Origin of the sequence: Streptosporangium sp. NPDC000563, assembly GCF_040299985.1 — a bacterium.
GTDB lineage: Bacteria > Actinomycetota > Actinomycetes > Streptosporangiales > Streptosporangiaceae > Streptosporangium.
The window spans coordinates 469,019-495,861 of the sequence record NZ_JBEPDA010000002.1 but is presented as its reverse complement, the minus strand read 5'-3'; the positions used below and the strand labels follow the sequence as shown (position 1 = coordinate 495,861).

Below are 26,843 nucleotides of genomic sequence, written 5' to 3'. Positions count from 1 at the left end.
GGTCACCTCCGTGCCCTGGCGGGCGTCGGCTTGGTGCGGGAAGAGGTGGATCCGCTCCGGGAAGGAGGGCGGCGCTTGGCCCTGGCCCGTGGCTCCTCTTCCTCCTCTTCTTCCTCTTCCTCCTCGTCCTCGGAGTCCCGGGGTGCCTTACCGGTGGACTTGGCCGCAGGCTTGCGGCGCCCGGAAGTGGCGGAACGCCTGCGGACGGGCGGAGCCTCCTCTTCCTCTTCTTCTTCCTCTTCCTCCTCCTGCTCCTCGTCCGTCTCCGGTTCGTACTCTTCTTCCTCTTCGGCCCGGCGCCGTGCCTTCCTGCGGGACAGGATGCCCTTCACGCGCCCGCGCCTGGGCTCCTCGCCCTCCTCGCCTTCCTCTGGTTCCTCTCCCAGGTCCTCCAGGGGGTTGCGCAGGGATTCGGCCCGGTCATGGAGTCTGTTGCTGAGCGAGTCGACCTGCCTGCTCACCGCGGCCTTGGCGGCGGCCTTGCTCGCGTCGACGAGGTCGCCACGCACGCTTTCGGTGATCTTCGCCAGTTCCGGGGAGGAACTGATCACCTTCAGCGCCTGCTGCAGAAGGTCGCTCTGGCCGCCGCTCAGCCGACCGGTCGCCCCGGCGGCGGCCAGTGCCATCGCCAGTCGCAGTTTCTGGCGTCGCCCCAGAAGGTAGCCGCCGGCCACGGCGAGGGCTATGCGTACTTCGTTCCTCACGGTAATCACTCCTTGTCGGCCGCTTCGTCGTCGTTCCGGTCCTTGAGGGGTTTTCGCCGGTATATCGCCAAAGAAGGAGGCATTGGTGCTGTTTAATGCCATTTCTCGGCAAAGGCAGAAAGAGTCACACTTTAGGGATTATCAGCCTTATACCCCTAAAAGGGTGGATAACCGTATATGTGGGTAAAAAAACGGCAAAGCGGGCCGTATCCCCGTGGTTTACGGGGATCCGGTCCGCAGAGAAGGTGGAGTGGGCCCGTCCGGCCCCTGCACTGGGGCGGAGGGTGGAGGTTCAATGATGTCGGGAATCCAACATCGACTTTGTGTAACAAGTGAGGCCGGGTTCCCGGAAAGATTTGGTCAAGATTTTCGAAGTTCGGTGAGCCGGGACAGGAGAGAGTCGCGCAAAAAACGGGCACAACCACCTCGTTAAACCCGTAAAGCGGAGGTATAGCCCTGGTGAAAAGATCAAGGGCCGGGTTCGCCGTGGTGACTGTGGCGGTCGTCTCCGCCATGGTCGGCGGGCTCACGGGATGTGCACGTGCCGAGTTCACCTACGTCCGCCACGACGACGGGCAGACCTACTTCAAGGTTCCGGCGACCTGGCGGAAGGTCGACCAGGCCGCGCTGGACAAGGCGACCATCGGGGCCGATCCCGAATCGGCCATCGCGCGACTGCAGAGGCAGCTCATCTGGTCGGCCGCCTACGACGCCCACTCCCAGCCCTCTCCAGACCACCTTCTCGGCTACGGCACCGGAGACGAGCCGTTCGTCTTCGCCAGGATCACCAAGCTCCTCCCCGAGGAGCAGGACTCGTTGTCCCTGAACACCATGCGCAACTCCGTGCTGCCCGTCACCGAGACGGTACGCAAGGAGTACGCGAAGATCCCCGGTTACCCGTTGCAGGACTTCGAACTGCTCGCCGACGAGGTGCTCCGGCCCGGAGACGGCCTGCGCGGGGTGCACGTGCGGTTCAACTACGCGATCCAGGGGGCCGGGATCGAGACCTTCGACCTCACCTCCTATCTGGCCGAGGACGGCAAGCAGATCTCCACCCTGCTGATCCGCTGTTCGGCCGCCTGTTACCGGAAGCGCGCCGGGGAACTCGAGAAGATCGCGCAATCCTTCAAGGTCAAGCGACTCACCGGGTGAGGAGAAGCCCGTCCATGCAGTCACCTCCACCGCCCCCCAACTTCGAAGGACTGCGGGCTCCCGGCTCCGGCCCGACAGATCCGCACCCCGACAGGCGAAAGAAGATGCCGTTCTGGGACCGGATTAAATTCCTGCTCATCCTCACGATCATCTATTTCGTTCTGGTGTGGAGTGAGATGGCCTCGTACGAGGGCATCATCACGTTCCAGGACGCGATGATCATCACCGCGATCGCGGCGCCGTGGATCTTCTGGCTCCTCGGGGCCGAGTTCCTGAGGCAACTCCATTTCTTCGTCAGCGAGCGTTCCGCCGGATACAACCGGTTCTGGACGCGCGGTGTTTTCGGCGGTTTCGAACGCTGGACCCATCGCCGCTTCTCCGACTGGAACCGCTTCAGGATGGCGCGGGCCATCAAGTGGGTGTTCTGGATCACGGTGCTCGCCCTCATCCTCGGGGAGGTGCTGGACACCTCTCCGGCGCTCGCCCTGTTCCAGGCGCCCGCGCTGCTCTGGCAGGCCCTGCCGTACATGGCGCAGCTCGCCTTCGCGTTCTTCTTCATCGCCTTCCAGTTCATCGGCCTGTTCTGGCTGTTGTCGCGGGGCGGCGTGGAGACGTACTTCCCCGACGACATCAAGACCCGCTTCACCGACGTCTGGGGCCAGGACCACGTCGTCGAGCGGGTCAAGGAGAACATCGTCTTCCTGGAGCGGCCGGACGCGATCGAGGAGCGCGGCGGCTACGTGCCCAGCGGCCTGCTGCTGTGGGGGCCACCGGGCACCGGCAAGACCCTGATGGCCGAGGCCGTGGCCGGGGAGACCGGTAAACCGTACGTGTTCGTCGACCCCGGCGCGTTCGTCAACATGTTCATGGGCATCGGCATCCTGAAGGTGAAGTCGCTGTTCAGGAAGCTCCGCAAGCTCTCACTGCGCTACGGCGGCGTGATCGTCTTCTTCGACGAGGCCGACTCCCTCGGCAAACGCGGCTCGCTGGCGCAGCAGGGTCCCAGGGGCGCCCCCGGGTTCTCCCCGCACGCCGCCGGATGCCACGGCTTCGGCTACCTCAGCGAGGACACCCGGTGGCTGCTGACCCGCAAGGGCGCGGCCGAGCCGAGCGAGCCCGACACCGGCCGCAGCCGCTTCATGATGGGCGGCATGGGCGGGGGCGGTGGTGACGCGGGCACGTTGCAGGCGCTGCTCACCGAGCTGTCGGGCCTGAAGAAGCCGAGAGGCATCGTCAACCGGCACGTGCGAAGGCTCTTCGGCATGCGTCCCAAGCCGCCGCCGAAGTACCGGATCCTGGTCATGATGGCCACCAACATGCCCAACTCGCTGGACGAGGCTCTGCTGCGGCCCGGCCGCATCGACCGCATCTACAAGGTGGGCTACCCCTCGAAGGCGGGCCGGGTGCGCACCTACCGGGGTTACTTCGACAAGGTCGACCACGAGCTCACCGAGGCGCAGCTGGACAAGCTGGCGACGATCACCCCCTACGCCACCGGTGCCACGATCAAGGACCTGGTGAACGAGTCGCTCATCACCGCGATCCGCGACGGCAGGGAGACCATCACCTGGTCGGACGTGACCCGCGCCAAGCGGCTCAAACAACTCGGCCCGCCCGAGGACGTGGAGTACATCGAGCGCGAGCGGCACGCGGTGGCCGTGCACGAGGCCTGCCACGCCGTGGCGGCGTACCGCACCCGCTACCACCTGGAGATCGACATCGCCACCATCGAGAAGGGCGCCGACTACCTCGGCATGGTGGCGAGCATCAAGCCGGAAGACCAGTTCACCCGCTGGAAGTCCGAGCACGAGGCCGACATCATGGTCTCGCTCGCCTCCCTGGCGGGGGAGCGGATGTTCTTCGGCGAGGACAACTCCTCAGGGGTCTCCGGTGACCTGTTCTCCGCGACGTACCTCACCGCGCTGATGGAGGCGCACTGGGGCATGGGCCGCGGGGTGACCTCGGTGCCCGCGCTGCAGGAGCTGGAGATCCTGGGTGGCAAGTCGATGCCCAAGCCGGGTGGCGGAGGCATCGGTTTCACCAAGACGCCGGGTGGCGGCCAGCCGCTCGCCCCCGACGTGCTGGGCGAGCGCATCGAGTTCAACCTGGTGAGCCTGCTCGACCGCACCGAGCGGCTGCTGCGCGAACACCGGCGGGACGTCCTGTGCCTGGCGCACGCGCTGGAGGCGCACAAGACGCTCAACGGTGACGACGTGGTCGCGATCCTGGAACGCAGGCGGGGGCCGTTGATCGACGGCTCCGTCTACGCCTCGGACGACTTCTACGCCGAGATCGAGGAGTATCACCTGGAGGCGGCGCGGGCGCACCGCGAGCACAGCCACGTGGCGCGGGCCCTGCCCGTCCCGCAGGCCGTGCCCGTGCTCGAACCCGCGGCCGTGGTCGTCCAGGGGGCGATGCTCACGGGTAACGGCTACGGCGCCCCGGTGTCGAACGCGGTGTCGAGCCCGGTGCCGACGCTACCGGCCACGATGTCGACCGCTGTGTCTCCGGCGTCTCCGGCGTCCCCGGTGCCGCCGGCCTCCGCGGCCGCACCCGACTTCGTGCCCTGGGGCGACGACACCCGGATGCCTCGCCCGGCACCGTCGCCGTCACAGTCCACGTCACCGCCACCGCCACCGACGCCCGCCTCGCGCGGCGGGAAGTCGCGGATGGTGTTCGTGGTCGTGGCCAGCCTGGCCGCACTCGCGGTCTTCACGACGCTGGGCGCCTACGTGCTCGGTGGTGGGACGGTCGCGATGGGCCGCGCGGGCTCGCCGGACTCCGGCACGCTCACGGTGGTGTTCGTCGCCGTGCTCGCGGCACTCGTGGGGGCGGCGATCGTGGCCGCGCTCACCAGGGGGACACAGGCGGCCAAGGCCAGGGCCGAGGCTCAACGGGACAGTGCCGTAGAACGTGCCCAGCTGCTCGCCGCGGCGATGGACCCGCAGGTCGCGATGCGGATCCTCGGCTACAACGGCACCGAGGAGCGGCCTCCGCACTGAGAACTCCCGGCCGGTCCCGGAATCTCCGGCGAGCGACGGCCGGCGAGTGACGAGGACCGGGCGGCGGCGGTGGGAAACGGCGACGGGTAAGGGGTGACGGATAGCGGGTGAGGGACGACGAGCACAGCCCGCCGGGCCGGGGCCGCGGACGGGCTGTGGTCGGAGGTTCCGGGGGAACCGTGAGGCTGGTTCCCCCGGAGGTCCGTCAGTCGAACTCGCCGTCCTTCACGCCGCCGACGAAGGCGTCCCACTCGCTCCGGGTGAACGCCAGCGCCGGGCCGCCCGGATCCTTGGAGTCGCGGACGAGATACAGCCGATCGGCGTTGGCCTTGTGCCGGGCGGCCGCCTGCTCGCCGGGGACGACCGCGACCTCCACGCAGTTGCCTCCATTGGTGCTGCGACCGCTCTTACGCCACTCGGCGCCGGACAGATCCATCGTGGACCCTCGCACTTTTTTCTTCCTTCTACTGCTAGGGGGAGGAGAACCTTCTCGCCATCTGGGCGATGAAGGCTGCCGAGGCCTCCTCGCTGAGAGCCATCTCGCAGAGACTCTCGAACATGGAGGCGTATCGGCGGACTTGCTCGGGGTTGTCCGGCACGTCCCCGCTCGCGGCCTGCTCCAGGTAGAGCAGGTCGGGGTCTTCGGGTTCGGGGAAGCTGAGCAGGCAGAACGGGCCGTCCATCGCGGGGTGCGCCCCCGCGGAGAACGGGACGACCCGTATCTCCACGTTGGGCAGCGTGCTGAGATGGACGAGATGCTCCAGCTGCTCCGACATGATGTCGCCACCGCCGATCCGACGCCGGATCACCGCTTCGTCGAGCACGGCGACAAGGTGGATCGGGTCACCGGGCCCGTGCAGCAACCGCTGACGCGAGATGCGCACGGAGACCGTCTCCTCGACCGTGGAGGGGGTCTGGACGACTGAGGTCGCCTCGATCACCGCGCGTGCGTACGGTTCGGTCTGCATCAGGCCGGGGACGACCAGCGGCTCGTACGAGCGTACGAGCGACGCTTCGGCCTCAAGCCCGATGTAGGAGTCGAAGCCCGGTTTGAAAGCCTGACGGTGGGGGTGCCACCAGCTCCGCCTTCTGGCTTCGACGGCCATCTGGATCAGGGAGTCTCTCGCCTCCCCGGTCACGCCGTACACCTCGGTGAGGGCCGACACGTCGGAGGGGCGAGGCCGGGACTGGCCCGTCTCGTACCTCCAGACGGTGGTGTCGGTGGAACCGATCCGCTCGGCCACCTCCCCCCGTGTCAGCCCACTGTCCTTTCGCAGACGGCTCAGCTCAGCCATCAGACGGCGATGACGGGCCGTGGGGCTGTGTCGAGAGGCCACGCATCCACCTCCCTCCGTCCTTTGATAGCAAATCTGTGGAATCCCAACATGAGGTATTGCAGTCCTTGATAGAACAGTTCACCGTGAGTGAGTGTGCCATCTCAGAGGGCGACGCGCAGGGAATACGCGTGTCGGGGAGTGAGGAACCATGACGACCGGACGGCGGGCCGTCTCGCCAGGATCGACGATGACCCTCAAAGGAGTCCCGGAGTCGGTGTCGGTGGCGCGGAGCCGGGTCAGGGAGCTGCTCGGTGAGGGGCATCCCGCGTCCGACGACGTCGTCCTGCTGGTGAGCGAGGTGGTGACGAACTCGGTGCTCCACTCCGGCTCCGGAGGTGGCGGCGAGGTCGCGATGACCGTGGCGGTGGGATCGGCCGCGGTGCTGGTCGAGGTCTGCGACGCCGGGTCGGGGGCGTCGGTGCCGCACGTGCGCAACGAGCCGGAGGCGGAGGGCGGGCGGGGCATGTTCCTGGTGGATCTGCTCGCCGACGACTGGGGCGTCCAGGACGACGCCCCCGAGGGGTCCAGGATCCTCTGGTTCGAGGTCGCGTTCTGAGCTCTGGCCGGGTTTCACCCCGATCTCACCCGGGGTTCCATCCGGCCGTGCGGCGAAGTTACCGCTGCCGCAAAAATTTGGGCCTTTGCTAATCAACGCCGCTGTTTGACTCTCAGTGGAGGCATGCGACAAAACCCTAGAGTGCGTGCCTGAGGAGGACGCAGGTGAGACGCCGTCTGATCGTGGTGTTCGCCGCCCTGGCGCTGTTATGTCTCGGTGTGACCGGGGCGGGAGCCTCGGCCGAGCCGCAACCGAACAGCCAGTACAAGGTCCAGGGGCCGAGCACCGCCCAGCAGCGAAGCGCGGTGGCCGCCACCGGCGCCGCGATCGACCAGGTCGACCCCGACTCGGTCGTGATCACCGCCAGCGAGGCGGAGGTCGCCGAGATCAAGAAACTCGGCTACACCGTCACGAAGATCCCCAAGTCGTTATACCCGACCGGGCCGGAGCGGCTCGCCGACTTCCCGTCGGCGGACTCCGGCTACCACAACTACGCCGAGATGACCGCGGCGGTGAACCAGATCGTCGCCGACCACCCGACGATCGCCCGCAAGATCAGCTACGGCACCTCGTACGAGGGACGCGACCTGATCGCCGTCAAGATCAGCGACAACGTCAACACGGACGAGAACGAACCCGAGGTGCTGTTCACCCACCACCAGCACGCCCGCGAGCATCTGACCGTCGAGATGGCGATCTATCTGCTCAACCTGTTCACCGACGGGTACGGCACCGACAGCCGCATCACCAACCTGGTCAACGGCCGCGAGATCTGGATCATGCCGGACCTCAACCCCGACGGCGGCGAGTACGACATCGCCACGGGCTCCTACCGCTCCTGGCGCAAGAACCGCCAGCCCAACTCGGGTTCCTCGGCGGTGGGCACCGACCTGAACCGCAACTGGGGCTACAACTGGGGCTGCTGCGGAGGCTCCTCGGGCTCCGCCTCCAGCGACACCTACCGTGGCTCGGCGGCCGAATCGGCCCCCGAGGTGAGGGCGGTGTCCAACTGGGTGCGCAGCCGGGTCGTCGGCGGCGTGCAGCAGATCAAGGCGCACATCGACTGGCACACCTACGGCGAGCTGATCCTGTGGCCGTACGGCTACACCTACAACGACACCGGCCCCGGCCTCACCCAGGACGACCGCGACGCGCACGCGGCCCTGGGACAGAACATGGCCTCCACCAACAGCTACACCCCCCAGCAGGCCAGCGACCTCTACATCACCGACGGCACGATCGACGACTGGCTGTGGGGCGTCTACAAGATCTTCAGCTACACCTTCGAGATGTACCCGGTCAGCTCCTCGCCGGGCTTCTATCCCCCTGACGAGCAGATCGGCCCGCAGACGACCCGCAACAAGGAGGCCACGCTGCGCTTCCTGGAGTACGCCGACTGCGTCTACCGGATCATCGGCAAGGAGTCGCAGTACTGCGGGACCGGCACCCCGCCGGTGACCGTCTACTCCGACGAGTTCGAGACGGCGACCGGCTGGACGACCAACCCGTCGGGGACCGACACCGCCACCTCGGGCCAGTGGGAGCGCGGCGTCCCGCAGGCCACCAACTCCAGTGGCGCCAAGCAGCTCGGCACCACCGTGAGCGGCACCAACGACCTGGTCACCGGCAGGCTCGCGGGTTCCGCGGCCGGCGACTACGACGTCGACGGAGGCATCACCAGCATCCGCTCCCCGGCCATCACCCTGCCGTCGACCGGGACGCTGAACCTGTCGCTGTCGTGGTATCTGGCACACGGTTCCAACTCCTCAAGCGCCGACTTCCTGCGCGTGAAGGTCGTCGGCTCCACCACCACCCAGGTGTTCCAGCAGCTCGGCGCGGCCTCCAACCGCAACGGCGCCTGGGCCGTGGCGACGGCGAACCTCTCCGCCTTCGCGGGGCAGACGGTCCGCATCCTGATCGAGGCCGGTGACGCCTCGGGCGCCTCCCTGGTCGAGGCCGGGATCGACAACGTCAAGATCACTCAGCAGCCCTGACCCTTCCTCGGGGCGCCCCCATCGGGCGCCCCGAGTCCGCCGGCCTTCCCCTCGCCCGAGATCGGGGAACCTCGGGAACGCCGGATCGCGCGGGCGTGCGGGAGGGCGGAGCGGCCGGGAAGCCTCGGGGGAGGCGGGTCCGCGAGATGGCTCCCGAGGCGTCGAGGCTCAGACGCGGCAGATCAGCTCGCCGTGGAGCAGCGACAGCCAGCCGTCCGGATCCGCGGCCCAGGACCGCCAGCCCTCCGAAATACGGTGCAGGTCCTCCTGGGTGGCGGCGCCCGAGGCGAGCGCCTGGCGGGCCATGTCCGACTTCAGGACCCGATCGGCCCACATGCCTCCCCACCACGCGCGGTCGTCGGGGGTGGCGAAGCACCAGGCGGAGGAGGTGGCCGAGACGTCGGTGAACCCCGCCGCGTGCGCCCACGACAGCAGCCGCCGTCCCGCGTCGGGTTCGCCGCCGTTCGCCCTCGCCACCCTCTGGTACAGGTCCAGCCACTCCTCCAGTGCGGGTGTGTCGGGGAACCAGGTGAACGTGGCGTAGTCGCTGTCGCGTACCGCGACGACGCCGCCCGGTGCGCAGACCCGCCGCATCTCGCGCAGCGCCTGGACCGGGTCGCCGACGTGCTGCAGCACCTGGTGGGCGTGGACGACGTCGAAGGTGTCGTCGGGGAACTCCAGCGCGTGCACGTCCGCCACGGCGAACGTGATGTCGGAGCGGCCGTGCCGCTCCGCCTCCACGCGGGCCGGCCCGAGCGCCTCCTCGGTGATGTCGACCGCGGTGACCGTGCCGGGCGCGATCCGCCCCGCCAGGTCGGCCGTGATGGTGCCCGGTCCGCACCCCACGTCCAGCAGCCTCATGCCCGGTCTCAGGTGCGGCAGAAGGTGTCCCGCCGAGTTCTCCGCCGTACGCCACCTGTGGGACCTGAGCACGGACTCGTGATGCCCGTGCGTGTAGACGGCGTCCTTGCCTGTCATGGGAACCCTCCCTTGTCGTCGCGCTCTTCGGACCGTAGCAGGAGTCTCATATTTCAAGAAAAATAGTCTCACTATGTGGTCGTAACGGTTTTCGTACTGTTTCATCACTTGTTGTGACGAGGGAGTGAGTTCACACTCAGGACGGATATTCGTTGACACGACTGAGGGGGTCCTCGTGCACGAGGAATTCAGTGCTCACGAGACCTGGCCGCTGGGGTGCGCGCACTGCGGGCACCGGTGGCAGGAGGAATACCTCGTCCGCCATCTGAGCGACGGACACGGACACGATGCCGTTCTCTGGCTGCGGTCGGGCGTCGTGGTCCAGCCGCCCTGGTCGGGGGCGAGCTGTCCCGTCTGCGGTTGCGACGGCGTCCGAGCCCTCCCTCCGAGCGCGCACCCCCGCGTCACCGCCGAGCCGACCTCGGCGACGTCCCCCGTGGTTCCCGACCTCACGCCCGTTCCCGACGTCGAGCCCGGACTCTCGCCCGCCGTCCCCCGGCCGCGTCGCCTCGTGGCGCAGCCCGTCCTGCTGTACGCCCTCCTCACCGTCGCGTTCGTGCTCTTCACCGGCTTCGAGGTGTTCGAGTACGTGGTGACCCACCACTGAAAGGGGTCAGGTCGGAAGGCGGAAGTCCAGGTCGGGGACGATCTCGGCGACGTCCATCTGGGCCTTCTGGAGCCTGCCCGAGTGGTCCCAGTTCATCGCCTGCCAGCGGGTGAACTGGTCGAGGACCCACATGCCCGACTGGCGGCTGCCGTTGCCCGACTTGCCGTTGCCGCCGAAGGGCAGGTGGGCCTCCGCGCCCGAGGTGGAGTTGTTGACACTGACCATGCCGGCGCCGATGCCCTCGCGGAAGCGGAACACCGACGCCGGGTCGGTGGTGTAGACGGAGGAGGAGAGCCCGTAGCCGGGGAGATTGGCCAGCTCGACGGCCTCGTCCAGCGTGTCGAAAGACGTCACGCCGACGATGGGGCCGAAGGTCTCCTCCAGGAAGAGCCGGTCGCCGGGGCGGACGCCGTCCACGATCACCGGGTGATAGTAGAGACCGCCTTCCCCGGTGAAGTCGCCGCGCGGGTTGTCCGGGGTGATGCGGCCGATGGGGCCGGAGACGACCGCGTGGTGCGGCTGGATCCAGCCCAGATACTCCTCGTAGCGCGTGGCGAACCTCTGGTCGAGCAGCGGCCCGCACAGCACGTCCCCCGCCGGGTCGCCGATCGCGGCCCCGGCCACGGCGCGTGCGTACCGGCCGAGAAACTCCCCGTGGACGCTCTCGTGCACGATCACCGTGCCGAGCGACGTGCACCGCTGCCCGGCGGTGCCGAAGCCCGCGAACAGCGCGCCCTCCACGGCCAGGTCGAGGTCGGCGTCGGGCATCACCACCATCGGGTTCTTGCCGCCCAGCTCCAGGCACGGAGACTGCAGGTGGCGCCCGCACAGCTCGCCGACACGGCGGCCCACCTCGGTGGAGCCGGTGAATCCGACCTTGTGCACCGTGCCCTCCGCCAGGGCCGCCGCCAACCCCTCGAACGTCGCGGCGCCGTCGGCGAGAACCAGGTTTAGCACGCCGTCGGGCAGCCCCGCCGCGACGAACAGCCGGTAGAGCGCGTGCGCGGAGGCCGCCGCGTACTCGGCGGGCTTCCACACCACCGCGTTGCCGCACAGCAGGGCCGGGACCAGATACCACGACGGCACCGCCACGGGGAAGTTGCCCGCCGTGATCACCGCGGCCACCCCAACGGGGACCCGGAAGGTGAACAGGTTCTTGTCCGGCATCTCCGAGGGGACCGTCTGCCCGTACAGCCGTCTGCCCTCGCCGAGGAAGAAGTCGCACGTGTCGACGATCTCGCGCACCTCGCCCAGCGCCTCGGCGTACGGCTTGCCGATCTCGCGGGTGACGAGGCGGGCCAGTTCCTCGGCGTTCGCCTCCACCAGGCGTCCGATCGAGGCGATCACCCGACCCCGCACGGGTGCGGGGACCCGCGCCCACTCCCGTTGCGCGGCGGCGGCCGTGCGGCACGCGGAGGAGAACGTGCTCGCGTCCGCCAGCCGGACCCGCGCGACCACCTCGTCCACCCGAGCCGGGTTGACCGACTCGTAGGCCGTGCCGTTGGACGTTTCCTTTCCGCCGATGACGGAGACGATCTCGCTGGTCATCTTTGACCTCCCGGTGTGGACCTTGACCGCATTCTCCCCGCGATCCGGGAGCCCGTCACCTCGGCGGGAGGCCGTTCGCGTCATCTCCTCGCGTCGGTCCGTCCGCCCTGTCGTCCATCGGAGCATGCGAAGGGCGGCGGAACCCGTACGCGGCCCGTTCCGGCCACGGGAAGGTCGGCGGGGCCCGTACGCGACCCGTCCGGCCACGCGGAGCTCGACCCCGGCCGTGCGGCGGAGCCGAGCACGTCCTTCGTCAAAGCATTCCGTCAAAGCATGCGGAAGTCGGCGAAGTCGAAGCCCGGTGACACGACGCAGCTCACCAGCACGCCCTCGTCGCCGGTGGGACGGGCGGCCTGCCAGGTGCCGCCGGGCACCAGGGCCTGGAGGACCTGCCCGTCCTCCACCCTGGGCCCCAGGGTCACGCTCTCCGAGGGCTGGCCCTCGTGGCCACCGAGGATCAGGGTCAGCGGGCCGCCCCGGTGCCAGAACCACACCTCGTCGGAGGTGACCACGTGCGGGCGCGACTCCTCACCGGGCTCCAGCAGGAAGTAGATTCCGGTGGCGGTGGCTCGCGCACCGGCGTACCCGGGCGGGGTGAGGTCGACGGAGGTCTTCCAGGTCTCCCGGAACCAGCCGCCCTCGGGGTGCGGCAGCAGGTCGAGGGCCTCGGCGAGCGGAGGACGTGAAGGAGTCGTCATCGCACCGATTCTAGGGACTTCCGGGGACGCGGTTCTGTTCGACGTGCTGTGGGACGGCCCTCGGGAGTGTGCTTCCGTGAGGGTGCGGTTCTGCCCGACGTGCTGTGGGACGGCCGTTGGGGGTGCGGTTCCCTGAGGGGTGTGGTTCCGTTCGACGTGCTGTGGGACGGCCGTCGCGGACGGGTCCGGATTTGTCGGCGGGGTTGGCTAGGTTCGGTCCGTGATCGAACGGTGGAACCGGGATCAGGTGCTGGCGCTCGCGCCCGACGCCTCGTCCAAGAAAGCGGCCCAGGGCGTTTCCTCCCCCGGCAAGTGGTCGGGATGCGGCGTGACCGCCGACGCGGTGTGGGGCGAGTGCAAGGGCAGCGGCTCCAAGCCCTACCGGGCGTGCGTCGACCTGTCGGAGCCCGCCTACCGGTGCAACTGCCCCAGCAGGAAGTTTCCCTGCAAACACGCCCTCGGTCTGTTGCTGCTGTGGTCGGCGGACGGTGTTCCGGCCGCCGAGGAGCCCGCCGACTGGGTGGCCGAGTGGCTCGAAGGGCGGCGCGGTCGCGCGGCCAAGGCGGCGGAGGCGGGGACGGCCCGCGCGGCCAGGGCCGCCGAGCCCGGTCCTGCGGACGGTCGCCGGGCCGCGCAGCGCGAGCAGCGGGTGACCGCGGGGCTGTCGGATCTGGAGCGCTGGCTCGCCGACCAGGTCAGGCAGGGCATCGCGAAGTCGCGGCGCCACGATCAGTGGGACGAACTGGTCAAACGCCTGATCGACGCCCAGGCGCCCGGCGTCGCGGGTTCGCTGTCGCGCCTCGGTGCCGCGCTGGACGGCGACGACTGGCCCGCACGTCTCCTCAGCGAGTACGCGCTGCTGCACCTGCTCTGCGTGGCCCATCGCAGCCTTCCCCTCCGGGTGGGCGGCGGCTCCGAGGTCCGTTCCGGCGCGCTGGACGACGAGGCGGTGCGCGGGGAAGCGGCTCCCGTGGGGCTTCTCGAAAAAGTGCGCGACCGGATCGGCTTTCCGATGACGAAGGAGGAGGTGCTCTCCCGCGGCACCGTGCGCGACCTGTGGGACGTGCTGGGACGGCGCGACGAGGAGCACGACCGGCTGATCGCGCGCCGGGTCTGGCTTCGCGGGCGCGCGACGGGCCGGGCGGCGCTGGTGCTCTCGTTCGCCCCGGTCGGGCAGGCCCTCGACGCCTCACTCGTCACCGGCACGACCATCGACGCCGACCTGGCGTTCTATCCCGGCTCCGCTCCGCTGCGCGCGGTGGTCGCCGCCCGTCACGACACCGCCCGTCACGACACCGCCCGTCACGACACCGCCCGTCACGACACCGTTCGCCGTGATCCCGCCCACCGCGATCCCGCTCACGATGACCTCGCCCACCGCGATCCCGGTCGTCATGGCGACGTTCGTGACGGTCCCGCCCCTCATGACGTCGCCCGTGACCGGGGCGCCATGGCGGGGCCGCCGCCAGGCCTCACCGTCGAGCAGGCTCTCGACGAGGTGGCCGAGGCCCTCGCGGGCGACCCCTGGCTCGACTCCTGGCCGCTCGTGCTGGAGGGGGTGACCCCCGCGGGCAGCGGTTCGCGGCTGCTGGCCGGGCCCTCCGGCGGTCTGCCGCTCCATCCGTCCGCGGGCACCCCGTGGCGGCTGGTCGCCACCTCCGGCGGACACCCGCTGACCGTCGCCGCCGAATGGACCCCGAGAGGGCTGCGCCCTCTCACGACCTGGGACGAGGAAGGCAGGGTGATCGTCCTGTGAGCACCTCCGCCGAATGGGAGGACCTGGTGTCCACCGCGCTCGTCGGGACCGACCGGCGCCCTCTGCCGGGTCAGGAGGCGAGCGAGGTCGAGCTGCTCGGTCGCGCGGCCGTGCACACGCTGCGGATGCGCGCGGGACGGCGGCCGGTCGCCGCGGGCGAGCCGTCGGCCGTCGCGGCGCCCGAGGAGCAGCCCGCGGTCTCGCGCGCCGCGGGGGAGCGGCTCTCCCGCATCCTCGGCGGTGAGCAGCCGAGGTTGCTCACCGAGTGGCTGGAGACCGCGGCCGCGCGCGGATACCGCCTCTCGCCGCACCTGTTGCCCGAGCTTCTCGACCACGCGGCCAAGGACCGGTCGATCCGCCCGCACCTCGGCGTCCTCGCGGGAAACCGCGGACGCTGGCTGGCCGGGCTGAACCCGGCGTGGGCCTTCCTGCTGGAGGAGGTCACCGGAGCCGCCACCACCGGCTCCGACGAGGTCTCCGAGATCTGGGAGTTCGGCACCTTCGGTGACCGCCGCGTCCATCTGGGAGCGCTGCGGGCGACCGACCCGGCGAGAGCGAGAGAGCTGCTCGCCGCCGGCTGGGAGAAGGAGACCGCCGAGGACAGGGCGGCGTTCCTGGAGGTTCTCGTCACCGGGCTCTCGCCCGACGACGAGCCGTTCCTGGAGGCCGCGCTCGACGACCGCCGCCGTGAGGTCCGCAACCAGGCCGCCGACCTGCTCACCCGGCTCCCCGGATCGCGCCTGGCCCTGCGCATGGCCGAGCGGGTCGCCCGCTACGTCACCGTCTCCGGCGGCGAGATCCACGTCACCCCGCCGGTGGCCTGCGACAGCACCATGGAGCGCGACGGCATCCGGGCGAAACCGCCCCGGGGGACCGGTGAGCGGAGCTGGTGGCTGCAGCAGGCCGTGGCCCGCACCCCGCTCGGCGTCTGGCCTCGGCTGCTCGGACGACCGCCCCGCGACCTGGTCCGAATGAAGATCGTCGACTGGGGTCGGGAGCTCATGGCCGGTTGGGTCAGGGCCTCCGTCATCCAGGGCGACCCGGAGTGGGCGCTGGAGCTCTTCGCCTGGGATCCGCTCGCCGATCTGCTGGCCGCGCTGCCCCGCGACAAGCAGGAGATCGTCGCGGCCGACTTCGTCCGGCGGCACGGCCTGGACGGTCAGCTGATCATGGTCCTCGGCGGGGCCGCGGCCCCCTGGGGGCCCGTCCTGGCCACGGCCGTCCTCCAGAAGATCATCGACGTTTCCGGCACCCAGCCGTGGAACCTCGGGGAGCTGGCCAGACTCGCCGGCGAACGCGTCGACCCCACCCTGCACGACATGGCCGGGCGCCTCTCGCCGGAGCCCCCCATCCAGGAGGTCGCCGCCCTCCTGCGTTTCCGTGACGACATGTTGAAGGAGCTCAGATAGTGACAACGGTTCTGCGGGCCCACGCCGAAGACCAGTACGCCGAGGAGCTGGCGATCCTGGCCAAGGGCGACGATCGCACCCGTCCGCCGGGCTGGAAGCTGTCGCCCTGGGCGGTGACCACCTACGTCCTGGGCGACGGCGACCAGATCACCCCCAAGTACATCGGGCCGCGGCGCATCGTCGAGGTGGCCGTGGCGACGCTCGCCACCGACCGCGCGCTGCTGCTGCTCGGCGTGCCCGGCACCGCCAAGACCTGGCTGTCCGAGCACCTGGCCGCCGCGATCAGCGGCGACTCCACCCTCCTGGTGCAGGGGACGGCGGGCACCGCGGAGGAGGCCGTCCGCTACGGCTGGAACTACGCCAGGCTGCTCGCCGAGGGCCCGTCCATGGAGGCGCTCACGCCGAGCCCGGTGATGCGGGCGATGGCCGAGGGGCGGCTCGCCCGCGTGGAGGAGCTGACCCGCATGCCCTCCGACGTCCAGGACGCGCTGATCACCGTCCTGTCGGAGAAGACGCTGCCGATCCCCGAGCTCAACCGGGAGGTCCAGGCCGCGCGTGGTTTCAACATCATCGCCACCGCGAACGACCGCGACCGGGGCGTCAACGACCTGTCGAGCGCGCTGCGCCGCAGGTTCAACACCGTCGTGCTGCCGGTCCCCGCCACCGCCGAGGAGGAGGTAGACATCGTCTCCCGGCGGGTCGGCCAGCTCGGCCGTTCCCTGGAGTTGCCCGAGACCCTCACCGGCCTGGAGGAGATCCGCCGCGTGGTCACGGTCTTCAGGGAACTGCGCACCGGGGTCACCGAGGACGGCCGCACCAAGGTCAAGTCCCCCAGCGGAACGCTCAGCACCGCCGAGGCCATCTCCGTCCTCACCAACGGCATCGCCCTGGCCGCGCACTTCGGCGACGGGGTGCTCCGTGCTTCCGACGTGGCCTCTGGCATCGTCGGCGCCGTGATCCAGGACCCGGTCTCCGACCGCGTCGTCTGGCGTGAATACCTGGAGACCGTGGTGCGCGAGCGTCAGGACTGGCGCGACTTCTACCGGGCCTGCCGTGACGCGGGCTGAGGCGGTGGCCCCCGAGACGGGCGCCTTCCCGGTCTCCGCGTTCTCGGCCCCCCTGGTTCCTGTCTCCGTGCCGCCGGTCTTCGCGCGTCCGGTCACCCTCTCACAGGTCTTCGCCCTCCCGGTTTCCATGTCGTCGGTGCCGCCGGTCACGCTTCCTCCCCGGGTGGGCGGGGGACGCCGATGAGCGTCTCCGTGCTGGGAATCCGGCACCACGGCCCGGGGTCGGCGCGGTCCCTGCGCGACGAGCTCGAACGCCTCAAGCCGGACGTCGTTCTCATCGAGGGTCCGCCCGAGGCGGACGAGCTGGTCAGACTGGCCCGTGATCCCGACCTGCGGCCGCCGGTCGCGTTGCTCGCCCACGTACCGGGTGAGCCGTCCAGGGCCGCGTTCTGGCCGTTCGCGGTGTTCTCCCCCGAGTGGCAGGCGATCCGCCACGCCGTCGCGGCGGACATCCCGGTCCGCTTCTGCGACCTGCCGGCCGTGCACGGCCTCGCCTCCCGTCCCGGCGAGCCCGAGGGCGCCGGGCCGGGGGAGCGCAGGCGGCAGGAGGCACCGGAGGACGCCGGAGCGGGAGGACCGGACGACAAGGCCCCCGACACCCGGGACGAAGCGGCCCACGACGGCGACACGGACTGCGACACGGACGGCGGGGCGGACGACGCCGCCCCGGAGTCCGTACGGATCGATCCGATCGGCACTCTCGCCCGCGCCGCCGGGTACGACGACCCGGAGCGGTGGTGGGAGGACGCGGTCGAGCACCGCGGCGACACCCCGTTCCATATGATCGCCGAGGCGATGGAGGCCGTCCGCGAGGGGCACGTCGCCGACGCGTACGAGGCGCGGCGCGAGGCATTCATGCGGCGCACGATCCGCAGGGCGGTGAAAGACGGGTTCGAGCGGATCGCCGTGGTCTGCGGGGCCTGGCACGTCCCCGCGCTGGCGGGCACGTCGCGCGAGGGCGCGCCCTGGGGAGCCGGGCTGCCCACGGCGAAGGCCGACGACGCGCTGCTCAGAGGACTGCCCAAGGTCAAGGCCGAGATGACCTGGGTGCCGTGGACGTACGGGCGGCTGGCCGCCTGGAGCGGGTACGGCGCGGGAGTGACCTCCCCCGGCTGGTACGACCACCTGTTCGCCTCCCCCGACCGGCCGGTCGAGCGGTGGCTGACGGCGGCGGCCGGAGTGCTCCGCGAGGAGGACCTGCCGGTCTCCTCCGCGCACGTCATCGAGGCGGTCCGGCTCGCGGAAAGCCTGGCCGTGCTCAGGGGACGGCCGCTGGCCGGGCTGGCCGAGGTCACCGAGGCGGTCAGGGCGGTGCTGTGCGAGGGCGACGACCTGCCGGTCGAGCTGATCCAGCGGCGTATGGTCGTCGGGGAGCGGCTCGGCCAGGTGCCCGACGACACCCCGATGGTCCCTCTCCAGCGTCACCTGCGCGAGGAGCAGCGGCGAGTGAGGCTCAAGCCCGAGGCGCTCGATCGGGAGTACGACCTCGACCTGCGCAAACCGCTCGACCTGGAGCGCAGCAGGCTGCTGCACCGGCTGCGACTGCTCGGCGTCGGCTGGGGCACCCCCCAGGAGAGCCGGAGCAAGGGCACCTTCCGCGAGTCGTGGTCGCTCACCTGGCGGCCCGAGTTCGACATCGACCTGATCGAGGCGAGTTCCTGGGGCACGACCGTCCCGGCCGCCGCCGCCGCGCGGGTCCGAGACCTCGCCGACGGGGGAGGAGCGCCCGGCACGGTCTCCCGAGACGGTGCTTCCGGCGGCGCGGCCGGTCCGGGAGGTGGCGGGCGGGGCGGGACCGGCGGTGTGACGCTGGCCGGGCTCACCGGCCTGGTGGAGCGCTGCCTCGTCGCCGACCTGCCGGAAGCGCTGCCGTACGTGCTCGACGCCCTCTCGGCGCGGGCCGCTCTCGACAACGACGTCACGCACCTGATGGACGCGCTCCCCGCGATGGTCCGCGCGCAGCGCTACGGCGACGTGCGCGGCACCCCGGCCACCGGCCTGGCCACCATCGTGGAGGCGATGCTCACCAGGATCTGCGTCGGCCTGGGTGGCGCCGTCACCGGTCTCGACGACGACGCCGCCCGCGACCTGATCCGGCACATCGACGCCGTCCACGCCGCCGTCGCCCTGCTCGATACCGGCCCCACCGACCCGGACGGCGCCCACGCTCCCGAGGGGGGTTCCGGGGCGTCAGGAAAGGTCGGGGAGGAGGCGCCGCGGGAGCGGTGGCTGGTGGCGCTGCGCGGGGCCTGCGGCCGCACCGACCTGCACGGGCTCATCGAGGGACGGCTCACCAGGATCCTGCTGGACGCCGCCGACCTCGACACGGCCGAGGTCGGGCGGCGGATGTCGCGGGCGATGTCGGCGGGACACCCGCCGGCCAGGGCGGCCGCCTGGATCGAGGGATTCCTGTCGGGGGGCGGACTGCTGCTCGTGCACGACCCCCGGCTGCTCGGGCTGATCGACGAGTGGCTCACCGGGCTCGCCCCCGAGACCTTCGTCGACGTGCTCCCCCTGCTCCGCAGGACGTTCGGCGCCTTCGCCGCCCCGGAGCGGCGCTCGATCGGCTCGCGCGTCCGCTCCCTGGGCACGGGCAGCGGCGAGCTCGCGCCGGACGCGGAGGACTTCGACGAGGAGCGCGCGGCGGCGGCCGTGCGGACCGTGCTGACGATTCTGGGACCGGCGATCTCTGGAAGGACGGGCAACGCCGATGGATGAGAGACTCCGCCGCTGGCGAATGGTCCTGGGCGGCGACGCGGACGGCACAGGGTGCTCGCTCACCGGGACCGACGCCCAGATGGACGGCGCGCTGGCCGCCCTGTACAACGGCGGCGGCGAGGGGTCGGAGCGGAGCGGTGGCCTCGGCGCCTCCGCGCCCAGGGTGGCGCGCTGGCTGGGCGACATCCGCTCCTACTTCCCCTCGACCGTCGTCCAGGTCATGCAGAAGGACGCCGTCGAGCGGCTGAACCTGACCCGGCTGCTGATGGAGCCGGAGATGCTGGAAGCCGTCGAGCCGGACGTCCACATGGTCGGCACGCTCCTCTCGCTCAACCGGGTGATGCCGGAGAAGGCGCGCGAGTCGGCCAGGGCGCTGGTCCGCAAGGTCGTCTCCGAGCTGGAGCGGAAACTGGTGCAGAAGACGAAGGCCGCGGTGACCGGCGCCCTGGACCGGTCGGCGAGGACCCACCGGCCCAAGCGGGTCGCCGACATCGACTGGGACCGCACGATCCGGGCCAACCTGAAGAACTACCTGCCCGAGCGCAACACGGTGATCCCGTCCAGGCTCGTCGGGTACGGCAGGCGGCAGCGGGCGGTCCAGCGCGAGGTCGTGCTCTGCATCGACCAGAGCGGGTCGATGGCCGCCTCCGTCGTCTATTCGAGCGTCTTCGGCGCGGTGCTCGCCTCGATGAGCTCACTGAGGACCTCGCTGGTCGTCTTCGACACGGCGGTCGTCGATCTCACCGACCAGCTCCACGACCCGGTGGAGCTGCTGTTCGGCACCCAGCTCGGCGGTGGCACCGACATCAACCGGGCCATCGCCTACAGCCAGGGGCTCATCACCCGGCCCAACGACTCGATCTTCATCCTGATCAGCGACCTCTACGAGGGCGGCGTACGGGAGGAGATGCTCCGCAGGGTCGCCCAGATGACCGCGTCCGGTGTCCAGGTGATCGTGTTGCTCGCGCTCTCGGACGAGGGGGCGCCCTTCTACGACCACGACAACGCCGCGGCGCTCGCGGCGATGGGGGTGCCCGCCTTCGCCTGCACTCCCGACGCCTTCCCCGACCTGATGGCCGCGGCGATCGAGCGCCGCGACATCGGCCAGTGGGCCGAGCGCAGGCTGGAGCGCACCGCCACCTGATCCCGTCCCGGTGAGGGCGGTAGGGCCACGGGGGCCCGCCCTCACCGGGACGTCAGGGGACGACGGCCCCGGCTCGCCGTGCGCGGTCCGTGGCCTGGAGCTGAACCGGACCGTGGCACGGTCGGTGGTCCGAGGGACCTGAACCGGGTCGTGGCGCGGTCCGCGGCGTGAGGGACGCGGACCGGATTGTGTCGCGGCCGGAACGTGCGGCGCCCGGGCCGGCTCTTGGCGCGGTCGGGGTTGAGGAGGCCGGGCCGGCTCGTGGCGCGGTCAGGGCGTGAGGGCGAGCAGTTGCTTGAGGGAGTCGCGCAGGTGCTCGCTCATCGGGCTCGGTCGCAGCGTGGCCGGGTCGAGCCTGACCTGGACCCGGCGGCCCTCGGCGTGCACGACGGTGTGGTCGGCCGACAGCACACGGAAGCCGTACACCACGCTGGTGGTGCCCAGGCGTTCCAGCCAGAAGTGCACCGCGGCCTCGCCCACGGTGTTGATCGGCGTGTGGTAGGTGATGGAGAACTCGCGTACCACGAAGAAGATCTCGGCGAAGTGCGACCGGGCGGGGTCGAACGGCCACCCTCGCTCGGCCCAGTAGTCGGACAGCGCCCGCTCGAGAAGCAGGACGTAGCGGGCGTTGTGGACGACGCCCATCGCGTCGAGGTCGTCGAAGTGGATCTGGACGGGCTGGATGTGCCCGCTCCGCAGGACGGTCGTCATGTCAGGTCTCCGGGAGGATGCCGGGGTCGGTCGAGAGGGAACGGAGCCGTTCGAGGACGGCCGTGCGCGCGAACCGGTAGCTGTGCTCGCGTTTGAGCAGGTGGGTGTGGACGACCACGACCGAGCCGAGTGCCTCGATCTCGAAGGCGAGCTGGGCGGGGTCGGTGCCGGGCCGCAGCTCGCCCAGCTCGATCGCGAGCTCGCTGAGCCGGGTCAGCAGGTTCATCCAGCTGCCGACGGCGTCGGCGACGGCGTCGTGGACCGGGCCGGGGCGGTCGTCGAACTCGCCGTCGACGGTGCCGAAGAAGCAGCCGCCGGGCAGGTGTCCCGCGCGGTAGAAGTCGATGCGGCGCTCGTGCAGGGTCCACAGCCTGCGCACCCCCCGAGGGCCGCGCAGGGCGGGCTCGACGATGTGCTCGGTCCACTGTTTTCTGGCGTGTTCCACGATCGCGAGTTGAAGCGATTGTTTGTCGGGCCAATGAGTGAAAAGTCCGGACTTGCTCACGCCGAGTGTCGCGGTCAGCCGGGCGAGTGACAGGCCGTCGAGCCCTTCGACCGAGGCGAGCCGGACGGCGGCGTCGAGGACCGTCCGGCGAGTGCGCTCTCCGCGCTGGAGTCGTCCGTCGATCATGTCTGGAACCCTAGCAAACAATGTGACCGAACGGTCGTTAATATTCTTCGCCGCTTCGCCGCTTCGCCGCTTCGCCGCTTCGCCGCTTCGCCGCTTCCGCTGGGCTTGGCCTCCCGCGTCGTGGGCGTCGGCCGGAATCACCGTGAAACGGTATGGATGCCCCGAGCCCGGCCTCCCGCGTTGGTGGACACCGGTCCTACGACCAAGGGCTGATCCGGGGGCCGATGCGTGCCGCCGCGCGGTGGCCGTACCGTCGACCCCATGACCACCGTGATGACCGACAAGCCTCCCGCCGGGATATTCGCCCGGAGCCACCGCGCTCTCACGGTCGGGATGGTGGCCCTCATCTTCCTGGCCGCCTTCGAGTATCTCGCGGTGGCCACCGCGATGCCGGTCGTGGCCGACGAGCTGGACGGTCACGCGCTGTACGGGCTGGCGTTCAGCGGGGCGCTGGCGGCCGGGGTGGTCGCGACGGTGCTGGGCGGGTGGTGGGGGGATCGCAAAGGGCCGGTCGCGCCGTTGTGGACCGGGGTGGCGATCTTCGCCGTCGGGCTGGTCGTCGCCGGGGCGGCGCCGACGATGGACGCGTTCATCGTGGGCCGGTTCGTACAGGGATTCGGCGCGGGCATCCTGCAGGTCTCGATGTACGTGCTGGTCTCGCGGTCCTACCCGGCGGAGCTTCATCCCCGGGTGTTCTCGATCTTCGCGACGGCCTGGGTGGTGCCCTCCATGGTGGGACCGGTGATCACCGGCATCGTGGTGGAGAACGTGGGCTGGCGCTGGGTCTTCATCGGCGTGACGGGGATCCTCCTCCCGGCGGCGCTGCTGCTCTGGCGCGGGCTGGCCTCCGCGCCGATGGCGAAGCCGGAGAAGGCCGAGACGGAACCGGTGCCGGTGTCAGCGGGACCAGGGGCGGGGGCGGTGATGGAGCCGGTTCCGGAGGCCGGCGCGGGTGCGGCGGTGTCAGGGACGGGTGAAGGAGAGGTGACGAAGCGGCCGTCCGGCGCCCGGTCCTCGATCGCGCGCCGGCTGGGCTGGGCGCTGCTCGTCGCGGCAGGGGCGGCGCTCATACAGTACGGCGCGTCGGCGCTCACGGAGGCTGGCGGCGCGGCGCGCGGCACCGGGTTCGTCCTGCTCGCCGCCGGCCTGGCCACGTTGATCGCGGCTCTGCCCCGGCTGCTCCCCCCGGGAACCCTGCGCGCGGCCCGTGGGCTGCCCTCGGTGATCTCCCTGCGCGGGATCGCGGCGGGCGCGGCCATCGGCGGTGAGGCGTTCCTGCCACTGATGCTGAACCAGGAGCGTGGCCTGTCGCTGACGATGGCCGGGCTCACCCTGACCGGCGGTGCGCTGAGCTGGTCGTTCGGGTCCTGGCTGGTGGGCCGCAAGCGGTTCGACCGGGTTGTGGTGCTGCGTTCCGGCTCGGTGATGATCGCCGCGGGCCTCGCGCTGATGGGCCTGACCGTCTTCGCCGTCGTCCCGGTCGCCACCGCCTTCCTCGGCGAGATCATCCTGGGCTTCGGTATAGGCATCGTCTACCCGACGCTTTCCGTGCTCGTCCTGGAGCTGTCGCCCCCGGGGCAGGAGGGGGAGAACAGCGCGTCGCTCGGTGTCGCCGAGTCGGTCTACACGGTCGTCGCGGTAGCGATCACCGGGGCGCTCCTCGCGGCCCTGGGCGCCTCGGTCGCCGTCTACGTGCTCTGTTTCTGGCTGACGGCGCTGATGGCGGCCACCGGGGCACTCGTCGCCGGCCGGGTCCTGCCCAGGACGTGAGACCTGCTCGTCTCTGCGCTCCGAACCCCCTGCGCGTCCGAGACCTCAGGTGGAAGGGGGACTCTCCACCGAATCCCCCTTCGCGCCGGAGGCGTTCACCGGACGCCGTGGCACCATGGGAAGAACGCCGTTCTTCGTGGTGTTGAGGGGGGAGTCCCGCCTTCGGGCGGGATTCGTGTTTCCTGGCCCGGCTTCTCCGGGCACGGAAAGTCGCCGGAGTCCGAGGTCGTTCGGGCTCGGAGAGATCGAGGGGTCCATGCCGCGTATCCGTGAGCTCGAGGTGTTCCGGCTGATACTGCCGTACGGCAGGCGGCCGGAGAGCATCCTCGTCCGGCTCACCGACTATGGCGGGATGACCGGGTGGGGCGAGGTCGTCGACGCCGACCCCAAGACCTGGGTCGCGCTGGAGGAAGGGCTCGCGCAGGCGCTGATCGGCGTCGACTGGGAGCATCCCGACGAGCTGGGCTCGATTCCCGGAGGGTCGGCCGCCGACATGGCCTGCTGGGATCTGTGGGCGAAGATGCGCGGGGTGCCGCTCGCCCACGCGCTGGGCGGCACCCGCACCTCGCTCATGGCCACCGTCAGGATCGGCGCGGAGCGCAACCTGGAGAGCCTGGTCGCGCGGGTGAACCGGCACGTCTGCGCCGGGTACGCCCACGTCACCCTGGACGTTCACCCGGGCTGGGACATCGAGCCGCTGCGCGCCGTCCGTCAGGCGTACCCGGCGCTGGGCATCGGCGTGGACGCCCGCGGCGCCTACACCGACATCGGCGCCCTCGAGGCGCTGGACGCCTACACGCTCTCCGTCATCGAGCGCCCCTTCGCCGGTCTCGCGAGTCTCGGCGACCACGCGGACCTGCAGGAGCGCGTCGCCGCCCCGGTGCTGCTCGAGGTCTCCTCGGCCGAAGAGCTGGACGAGGCGGTCACCGCGAGGGCGGGCCGGGCGCTGCTGCTCCGTCCCGCGGCCCTCGGCTCCCTGCGCGAGGTGCGGCGGGTGCACGACCGCGCGGTGCGCGCCGGATGGGAGATCGCCTGCGCTGGAGGAAAGGGCACTGGGCTGGCCCGTGCGGCCACCGTCGCCGCGGCCAGCCTGCCCGGCTGCGACCTGCCCTGCGACGTGGCCGAGCCGCCGCGCAGCGCGCAGATCGTCGACCCGCCGGTCGGCGCGTCGGGCGGCGTGGTGGCCGTGCCGCTCACCCAGGTGGGGCTGGGGCACCGCATCGACGAGGACCGGGTCCGTCGCCTGTCCAAGGAGTCGTACCTGGCTTGACGCGCTCCCCGGCGTGAAAGCCGGAGCGCCGGCCCGCCATGTGGTGGCCGAGGGCCCGGTGACGGATCGTGCGGGAGGTCGACCGCGCCCCGGCCTGTCCGGGGAACCCGGTCGCGCTTCGGCCGTCGTCCGGAGGACCGTCGCCAGGAGAGCCGTCGTCCTGAGACGGGTGGCCCTCGCTCAGCCGCAGCCTTCGGTGATGCCCTTGGGAGTGGTCGGGTCCGGTTTCGCCGTGGCGCTCGTTCCCGGGAGGGGCGTGCGGATGGGCCCTTGCTCAGCCGCAGCCTGGGGGGTGCGGGTGGGCCCTCGCTCGGTGGTGGCCTTCGGGGTGGCGCCGGGGGCCGCGGTGGCGGTGAGAGGGCGCCGGGTGACGACCGAGGCGCGCAGAGCCTTGGCGGTGACCGTACGGATCTTGGTCCAGTCGGGGTAGCCGGTGTTGATCAGCGGTGGGACGAACTGGACGCTGGTCACCTTCGCGTTCTTGACCTTCAGCGCCAGCGGCACGAGGTGCTCCAGCATCGGGCGCGGGATGTCGGTCCGCAGCAGTTCCTTGGTGGCGAGCGCGACCTGGTTGAACCTGGACAGTACGGTCGCCGGGTCCGACTGGGAGAGCAGCGCGCCCAGCACGCAGCGCTGGCGTCCCATCCGGGTGTAGTCGTCGCTGTTGGTGCGCGAGCGGGCGAACCACATCGCGTCGGCGCCGCGCAGTTTGCGGGTTCCGGCCTTGACCAGGCCCTCGTCGTACTTGCCGAAGACCACGTCCTGGGGAACGGTGAGCGTCACGCCTCCGATCGCGTCGATCAGCCGGGCGAACCCCCACATGTTGACCAGGGCGTACCAGTCGATCTTCAGCCCGAGCGTGTAGCCGACCGTGTCGACGAGCGTCTTGGTGCCCTGGTTCTTACGGCCCCCGAAGATCTCCGGATGCGAGTCGGCGTACTCCCAGACCGCGAAGAGCAGGTCCTCGCGCGAGCCGTCGGGGTTGGCCGGGAGCCGGAACCCGTCGGGAAAGCGTTTCGCCATGGGGGAGCCGGGGACGAAGCGGACGTTCTCCAGGTTGCGCGGCAGGCTGAGCAGCACGGTGTTGCCGGACTTGACGTCGATGCTGGCCACGTTGATGCTGTCGGTCCGCACGCCCACCCGGTGGGTGTCGGCGTCGCCTCCGAGCAGCAGGATGTTCACCCGGTCGCGGCCCGCCCAGGGGTCCTCCTCGCGGCCGTCCCCGTCGCTCGCGGGACGCGGTGTGGACGGGGCGTTGAAGACGTCGTCCAGTGCCGACTGCGAGACCGCCGCGTACTGCCCGACCAGGCCGAACGGCAGGAGTACGGCCACCGCGAGCGTCCCCGCCACGCCTCCGGCGATCGCCTGTCCCGTACTGGGCAGCGTGCCGGGGTTCATCACCACGAACGAGTGCACGATCAGCGTGAACCAGGCGACGCCGAGCGCGAGGGAGGCCACTGTGACGACGGTCAGCCAGGAGGAGGCGACCAGCTGCCCGGCGAGGTCGGCGAGGTCGGAGGTGAGCGCGACCCAGAGCAGGGCCAGCAACAGCGCCGCGTACGCGCACAGGATCGCCAGTCCCGTCCTGCGCCATCCGGCACGCAGATGCGCGGCGCCCGGGGCGACGGCGGCCAGTGCCGTCCAGCCGATGACCGCACCGACGCCGGGCGGCTTTGATCTGTCCCGCAATTGCTCCCCGTTTCCTCGCGCTTGACCGCCGCAGGGGAGATGGTAGGGGGGCGAAACCAGGCCGCGGGCGACAAACGGGTGAACAAACCGGGAAGCTAATAC

Annotated in this window: 21 protein-coding genes; 12 read left to right on the top strand and 9 right to left on the bottom strand. The window is 70.7% G+C overall.

All coding sequences use genetic code 11. The features are described 5' to 3' along the window. Positions 1 to 2: 2 nt before the first annotated feature. Positions 3 to 704, bottom strand: coding sequence for a hypothetical protein (locus ABT352_RS10600; protein ID WP_350944202.1), 702 nt, complete (start codon positions 702 to 704; stop codon positions 3 to 5). Between the two features lie 459 nt (positions 705 to 1,163). On the opposite strand from ABT352_RS10600, the gene ABT352_RS10595 reads away from it, so the two are divergent. After that, positions 1,164 to 1,856 carry a hypothetical protein gene (locus ABT352_RS10595; protein ID WP_350944200.1) on the top strand — a complete coding sequence of 231 codons (693 nt, stop codon included), beginning with the start codon at positions 1,164 to 1,166 and terminating at the stop codon, positions 1,854 to 1,856. A gap of 14 nt (positions 1,857 to 1,870) precedes the next feature. Next, positions 1,871 to 4,858: an AAA family ATPase gene (locus ABT352_RS10590; protein ID WP_350944199.1), complete on the top strand. Its 2,988-nt coding sequence runs from the start codon at positions 1,871 to 1,873 to the stop codon at positions 4,856 to 4,858. A gap of 205 nt (positions 4,859 to 5,063) precedes the next feature. On the opposite strand, the gene ABT352_RS10585 is transcribed toward ABT352_RS10590, so the two are convergent. Together ABT352_RS10585 and ABT352_RS10580 are read right to left on the bottom strand one after the other, a co-directional pair. Beyond that, positions 5,064 to 5,309, bottom strand: a complete 246-nt coding sequence (locus ABT352_RS10585) for a DUF397 domain-containing protein (protein WP_389772895.1) — start codon at positions 5,307 to 5,309, stop codon at positions 5,064 to 5,066. A gap of 19 nt (positions 5,310 to 5,328) precedes the next feature. After that, positions 5,329 to 6,153, bottom strand: coding sequence for a helix-turn-helix domain-containing protein (locus ABT352_RS10580; protein WP_350944197.1), 825 nt, complete (start codon positions 6,151 to 6,153; stop codon positions 5,329 to 5,331). A 229-nt stretch (positions 6,154 to 6,382) separates the two neighbouring features. Here ABT352_RS10580 and ABT352_RS10575 point away from each other — a divergent pair, with 229 nt between their 5' ends. Both ABT352_RS10575 and ABT352_RS10570 read left to right on the top strand, forming a co-directional pair. Then, positions 6,383 to 6,751 (top strand): ATP-binding protein, encoded by a 369-nt coding sequence (locus ABT352_RS10575; protein WP_350944196.1) that lies wholly within the window; start codon positions 6,383 to 6,385, stop codon positions 6,749 to 6,751. Positions 6,752 to 6,915: 164 nt separating this feature from the next. Then, positions 6,916 to 8,745, top strand: coding sequence for a M14 family metallopeptidase (locus ABT352_RS10570; protein ID WP_350944194.1), 1,830 nt, complete (start codon positions 6,916 to 6,918; stop codon positions 8,743 to 8,745). 168 nt (positions 8,746 to 8,913) lie between these two features. Here ABT352_RS10570 and ABT352_RS10565 read toward each other — a convergent pair whose 3' ends face one another. Beyond that, a complete protein-coding gene (locus ABT352_RS10565; protein ID WP_350944192.1) occupies positions 8,914 to 9,723 on the bottom strand; it encodes a class I SAM-dependent methyltransferase in 810 nt (269 codons plus the stop codon). Positions 9,724 to 9,898: 175 nt separating this feature from the next. On the opposite strand from ABT352_RS10565, the gene ABT352_RS10560 reads away from it, so the two are divergent. Further along, the gene (locus ABT352_RS10560; protein WP_350944190.1) at positions 9,899 to 10,330 is read left to right on the top strand and encodes a hypothetical protein; all 432 of its coding nucleotides are present in this window, start codon (positions 9,899 to 9,901) and stop codon (positions 10,328 to 10,330) included. A 6-nt stretch (positions 10,331 to 10,336) separates the two neighbouring features. On the opposite strand, the gene ABT352_RS10555 is transcribed toward ABT352_RS10560, so the two are convergent. Together ABT352_RS10555 and ABT352_RS10550 are read right to left on the bottom strand one after the other, a co-directional pair. Further along, complete coding sequence (locus ABT352_RS10555) at positions 10,337 to 11,878, bottom strand: aldehyde dehydrogenase family protein (RefSeq protein ID WP_350944189.1); 1,542 nt, start codon at positions 11,876 to 11,878, stop codon at positions 10,337 to 10,339. A 266-nt stretch (positions 11,879 to 12,144) separates the two neighbouring features. Then, positions 12,145 to 12,576, bottom strand: a complete 432-nt coding sequence (locus ABT352_RS10550) for a cupin domain-containing protein (RefSeq protein ID WP_350944187.1) — start codon at positions 12,574 to 12,576, stop codon at positions 12,145 to 12,147. 220 nt (positions 12,577 to 12,796) lie between these two features. Between ABT352_RS10550 and ABT352_RS10545 the strand changes: the two genes are divergently transcribed. The 5 genes from ABT352_RS10545 (at position 12,797) to ABT352_RS10525 (ending at position 20,670) form a co-directional block, all read left to right on the top strand. After that, positions 12,797 to 14,332 carry an SWIM zinc finger family protein gene (locus tag ABT352_RS10545; RefSeq protein ID WP_350944185.1) on the top strand — a complete coding sequence of 512 codons (1,536 nt, stop codon included), beginning with the start codon at positions 12,797 to 12,799 and terminating at the stop codon, positions 14,330 to 14,332. Beyond that, the gene (locus ABT352_RS10540; protein ID WP_350944183.1) at positions 14,329 to 15,741 is read left to right on the top strand and encodes a DUF5691 domain-containing protein; all 1,413 of its coding nucleotides are present in this window, start codon (positions 14,329 to 14,331) and stop codon (positions 15,739 to 15,741) included. Before ABT352_RS10545 ends, ABT352_RS10540 begins: the two co-directional genes overlap by 4 nt. Beyond that, positions 15,741 to 16,808, top strand: a complete 1,068-nt coding sequence (locus ABT352_RS10535; protein WP_350944181.1) for an ATP-binding protein — start codon at positions 15,741 to 15,743, stop codon at positions 16,806 to 16,808. The genes ABT352_RS10540 and ABT352_RS10535 overlap by 1 nt, the downstream gene beginning before the upstream one ends. A 180-nt stretch (positions 16,809 to 16,988) precedes the next feature. Then, complete coding sequence (locus ABT352_RS10530) at positions 16,989 to 19,526, top strand: DUF5682 family protein (protein ID WP_350944179.1); 2,538 nt, start codon at positions 16,989 to 16,991, stop codon at positions 19,524 to 19,526. Further along, a complete protein-coding gene (locus ABT352_RS10525; protein ID WP_350944177.1) occupies positions 19,519 to 20,670 on the top strand; it encodes a VWA domain-containing protein in 1,152 nt (383 codons plus the stop codon). Before ABT352_RS10530 ends, ABT352_RS10525 begins: the two co-directional genes overlap by 8 nt. A 270-nt stretch (positions 20,671 to 20,940) precedes the next feature. Here the strand turns inward: ABT352_RS10525 and ABT352_RS10520 are convergent, their stop codons facing one another. After that, positions 20,941 to 21,381 carry an acyl-CoA thioesterase gene (locus ABT352_RS10520; protein ID WP_350944176.1) on the bottom strand — a complete coding sequence of 147 codons (441 nt, stop codon included), beginning with the start codon at positions 21,379 to 21,381 and terminating at the stop codon, positions 20,941 to 20,943. A 1-nt stretch (position 21,382) separates the two neighbouring features. Next, positions 21,383 to 22,012: a TetR/AcrR family transcriptional regulator gene (locus ABT352_RS10515; RefSeq protein ID WP_350944174.1), complete on the bottom strand. Its 630-nt coding sequence runs from the start codon at positions 22,010 to 22,012 to the stop codon at positions 21,383 to 21,385. 261 nt (positions 22,013 to 22,273) lie between these two features. Here ABT352_RS10515 and ABT352_RS10510 point away from each other — a divergent pair, with 261 nt between their 5' ends. Beyond that, complete coding sequence (locus tag ABT352_RS10510) at positions 22,274 to 23,782, top strand: MFS transporter (RefSeq protein WP_350944172.1); 1,509 nt, start codon at positions 22,274 to 22,276, stop codon at positions 23,780 to 23,782. Positions 23,783 to 24,038: 256 nt separating this feature from the next. Then, the gene (locus ABT352_RS10505) at positions 24,039 to 25,052 is read left to right on the top strand and encodes an enolase C-terminal domain-like protein (RefSeq protein ID WP_350944170.1); all 1,014 of its coding nucleotides are present in this window, start codon (positions 24,039 to 24,041) and stop codon (positions 25,050 to 25,052) included. A gap of 180 nt (positions 25,053 to 25,232) precedes the next feature. Here ABT352_RS10505 and ABT352_RS10500 read toward each other — a convergent pair whose 3' ends face one another. Beyond that, positions 25,233 to 26,741: an LCP family protein gene (locus ABT352_RS10500; protein WP_350944168.1), complete on the bottom strand. Its 1,509-nt coding sequence runs from the start codon at positions 26,739 to 26,741 to the stop codon at positions 25,233 to 25,235. Between the last annotated feature and the right edge of the window lie 102 nt (positions 26,742 to 26,843).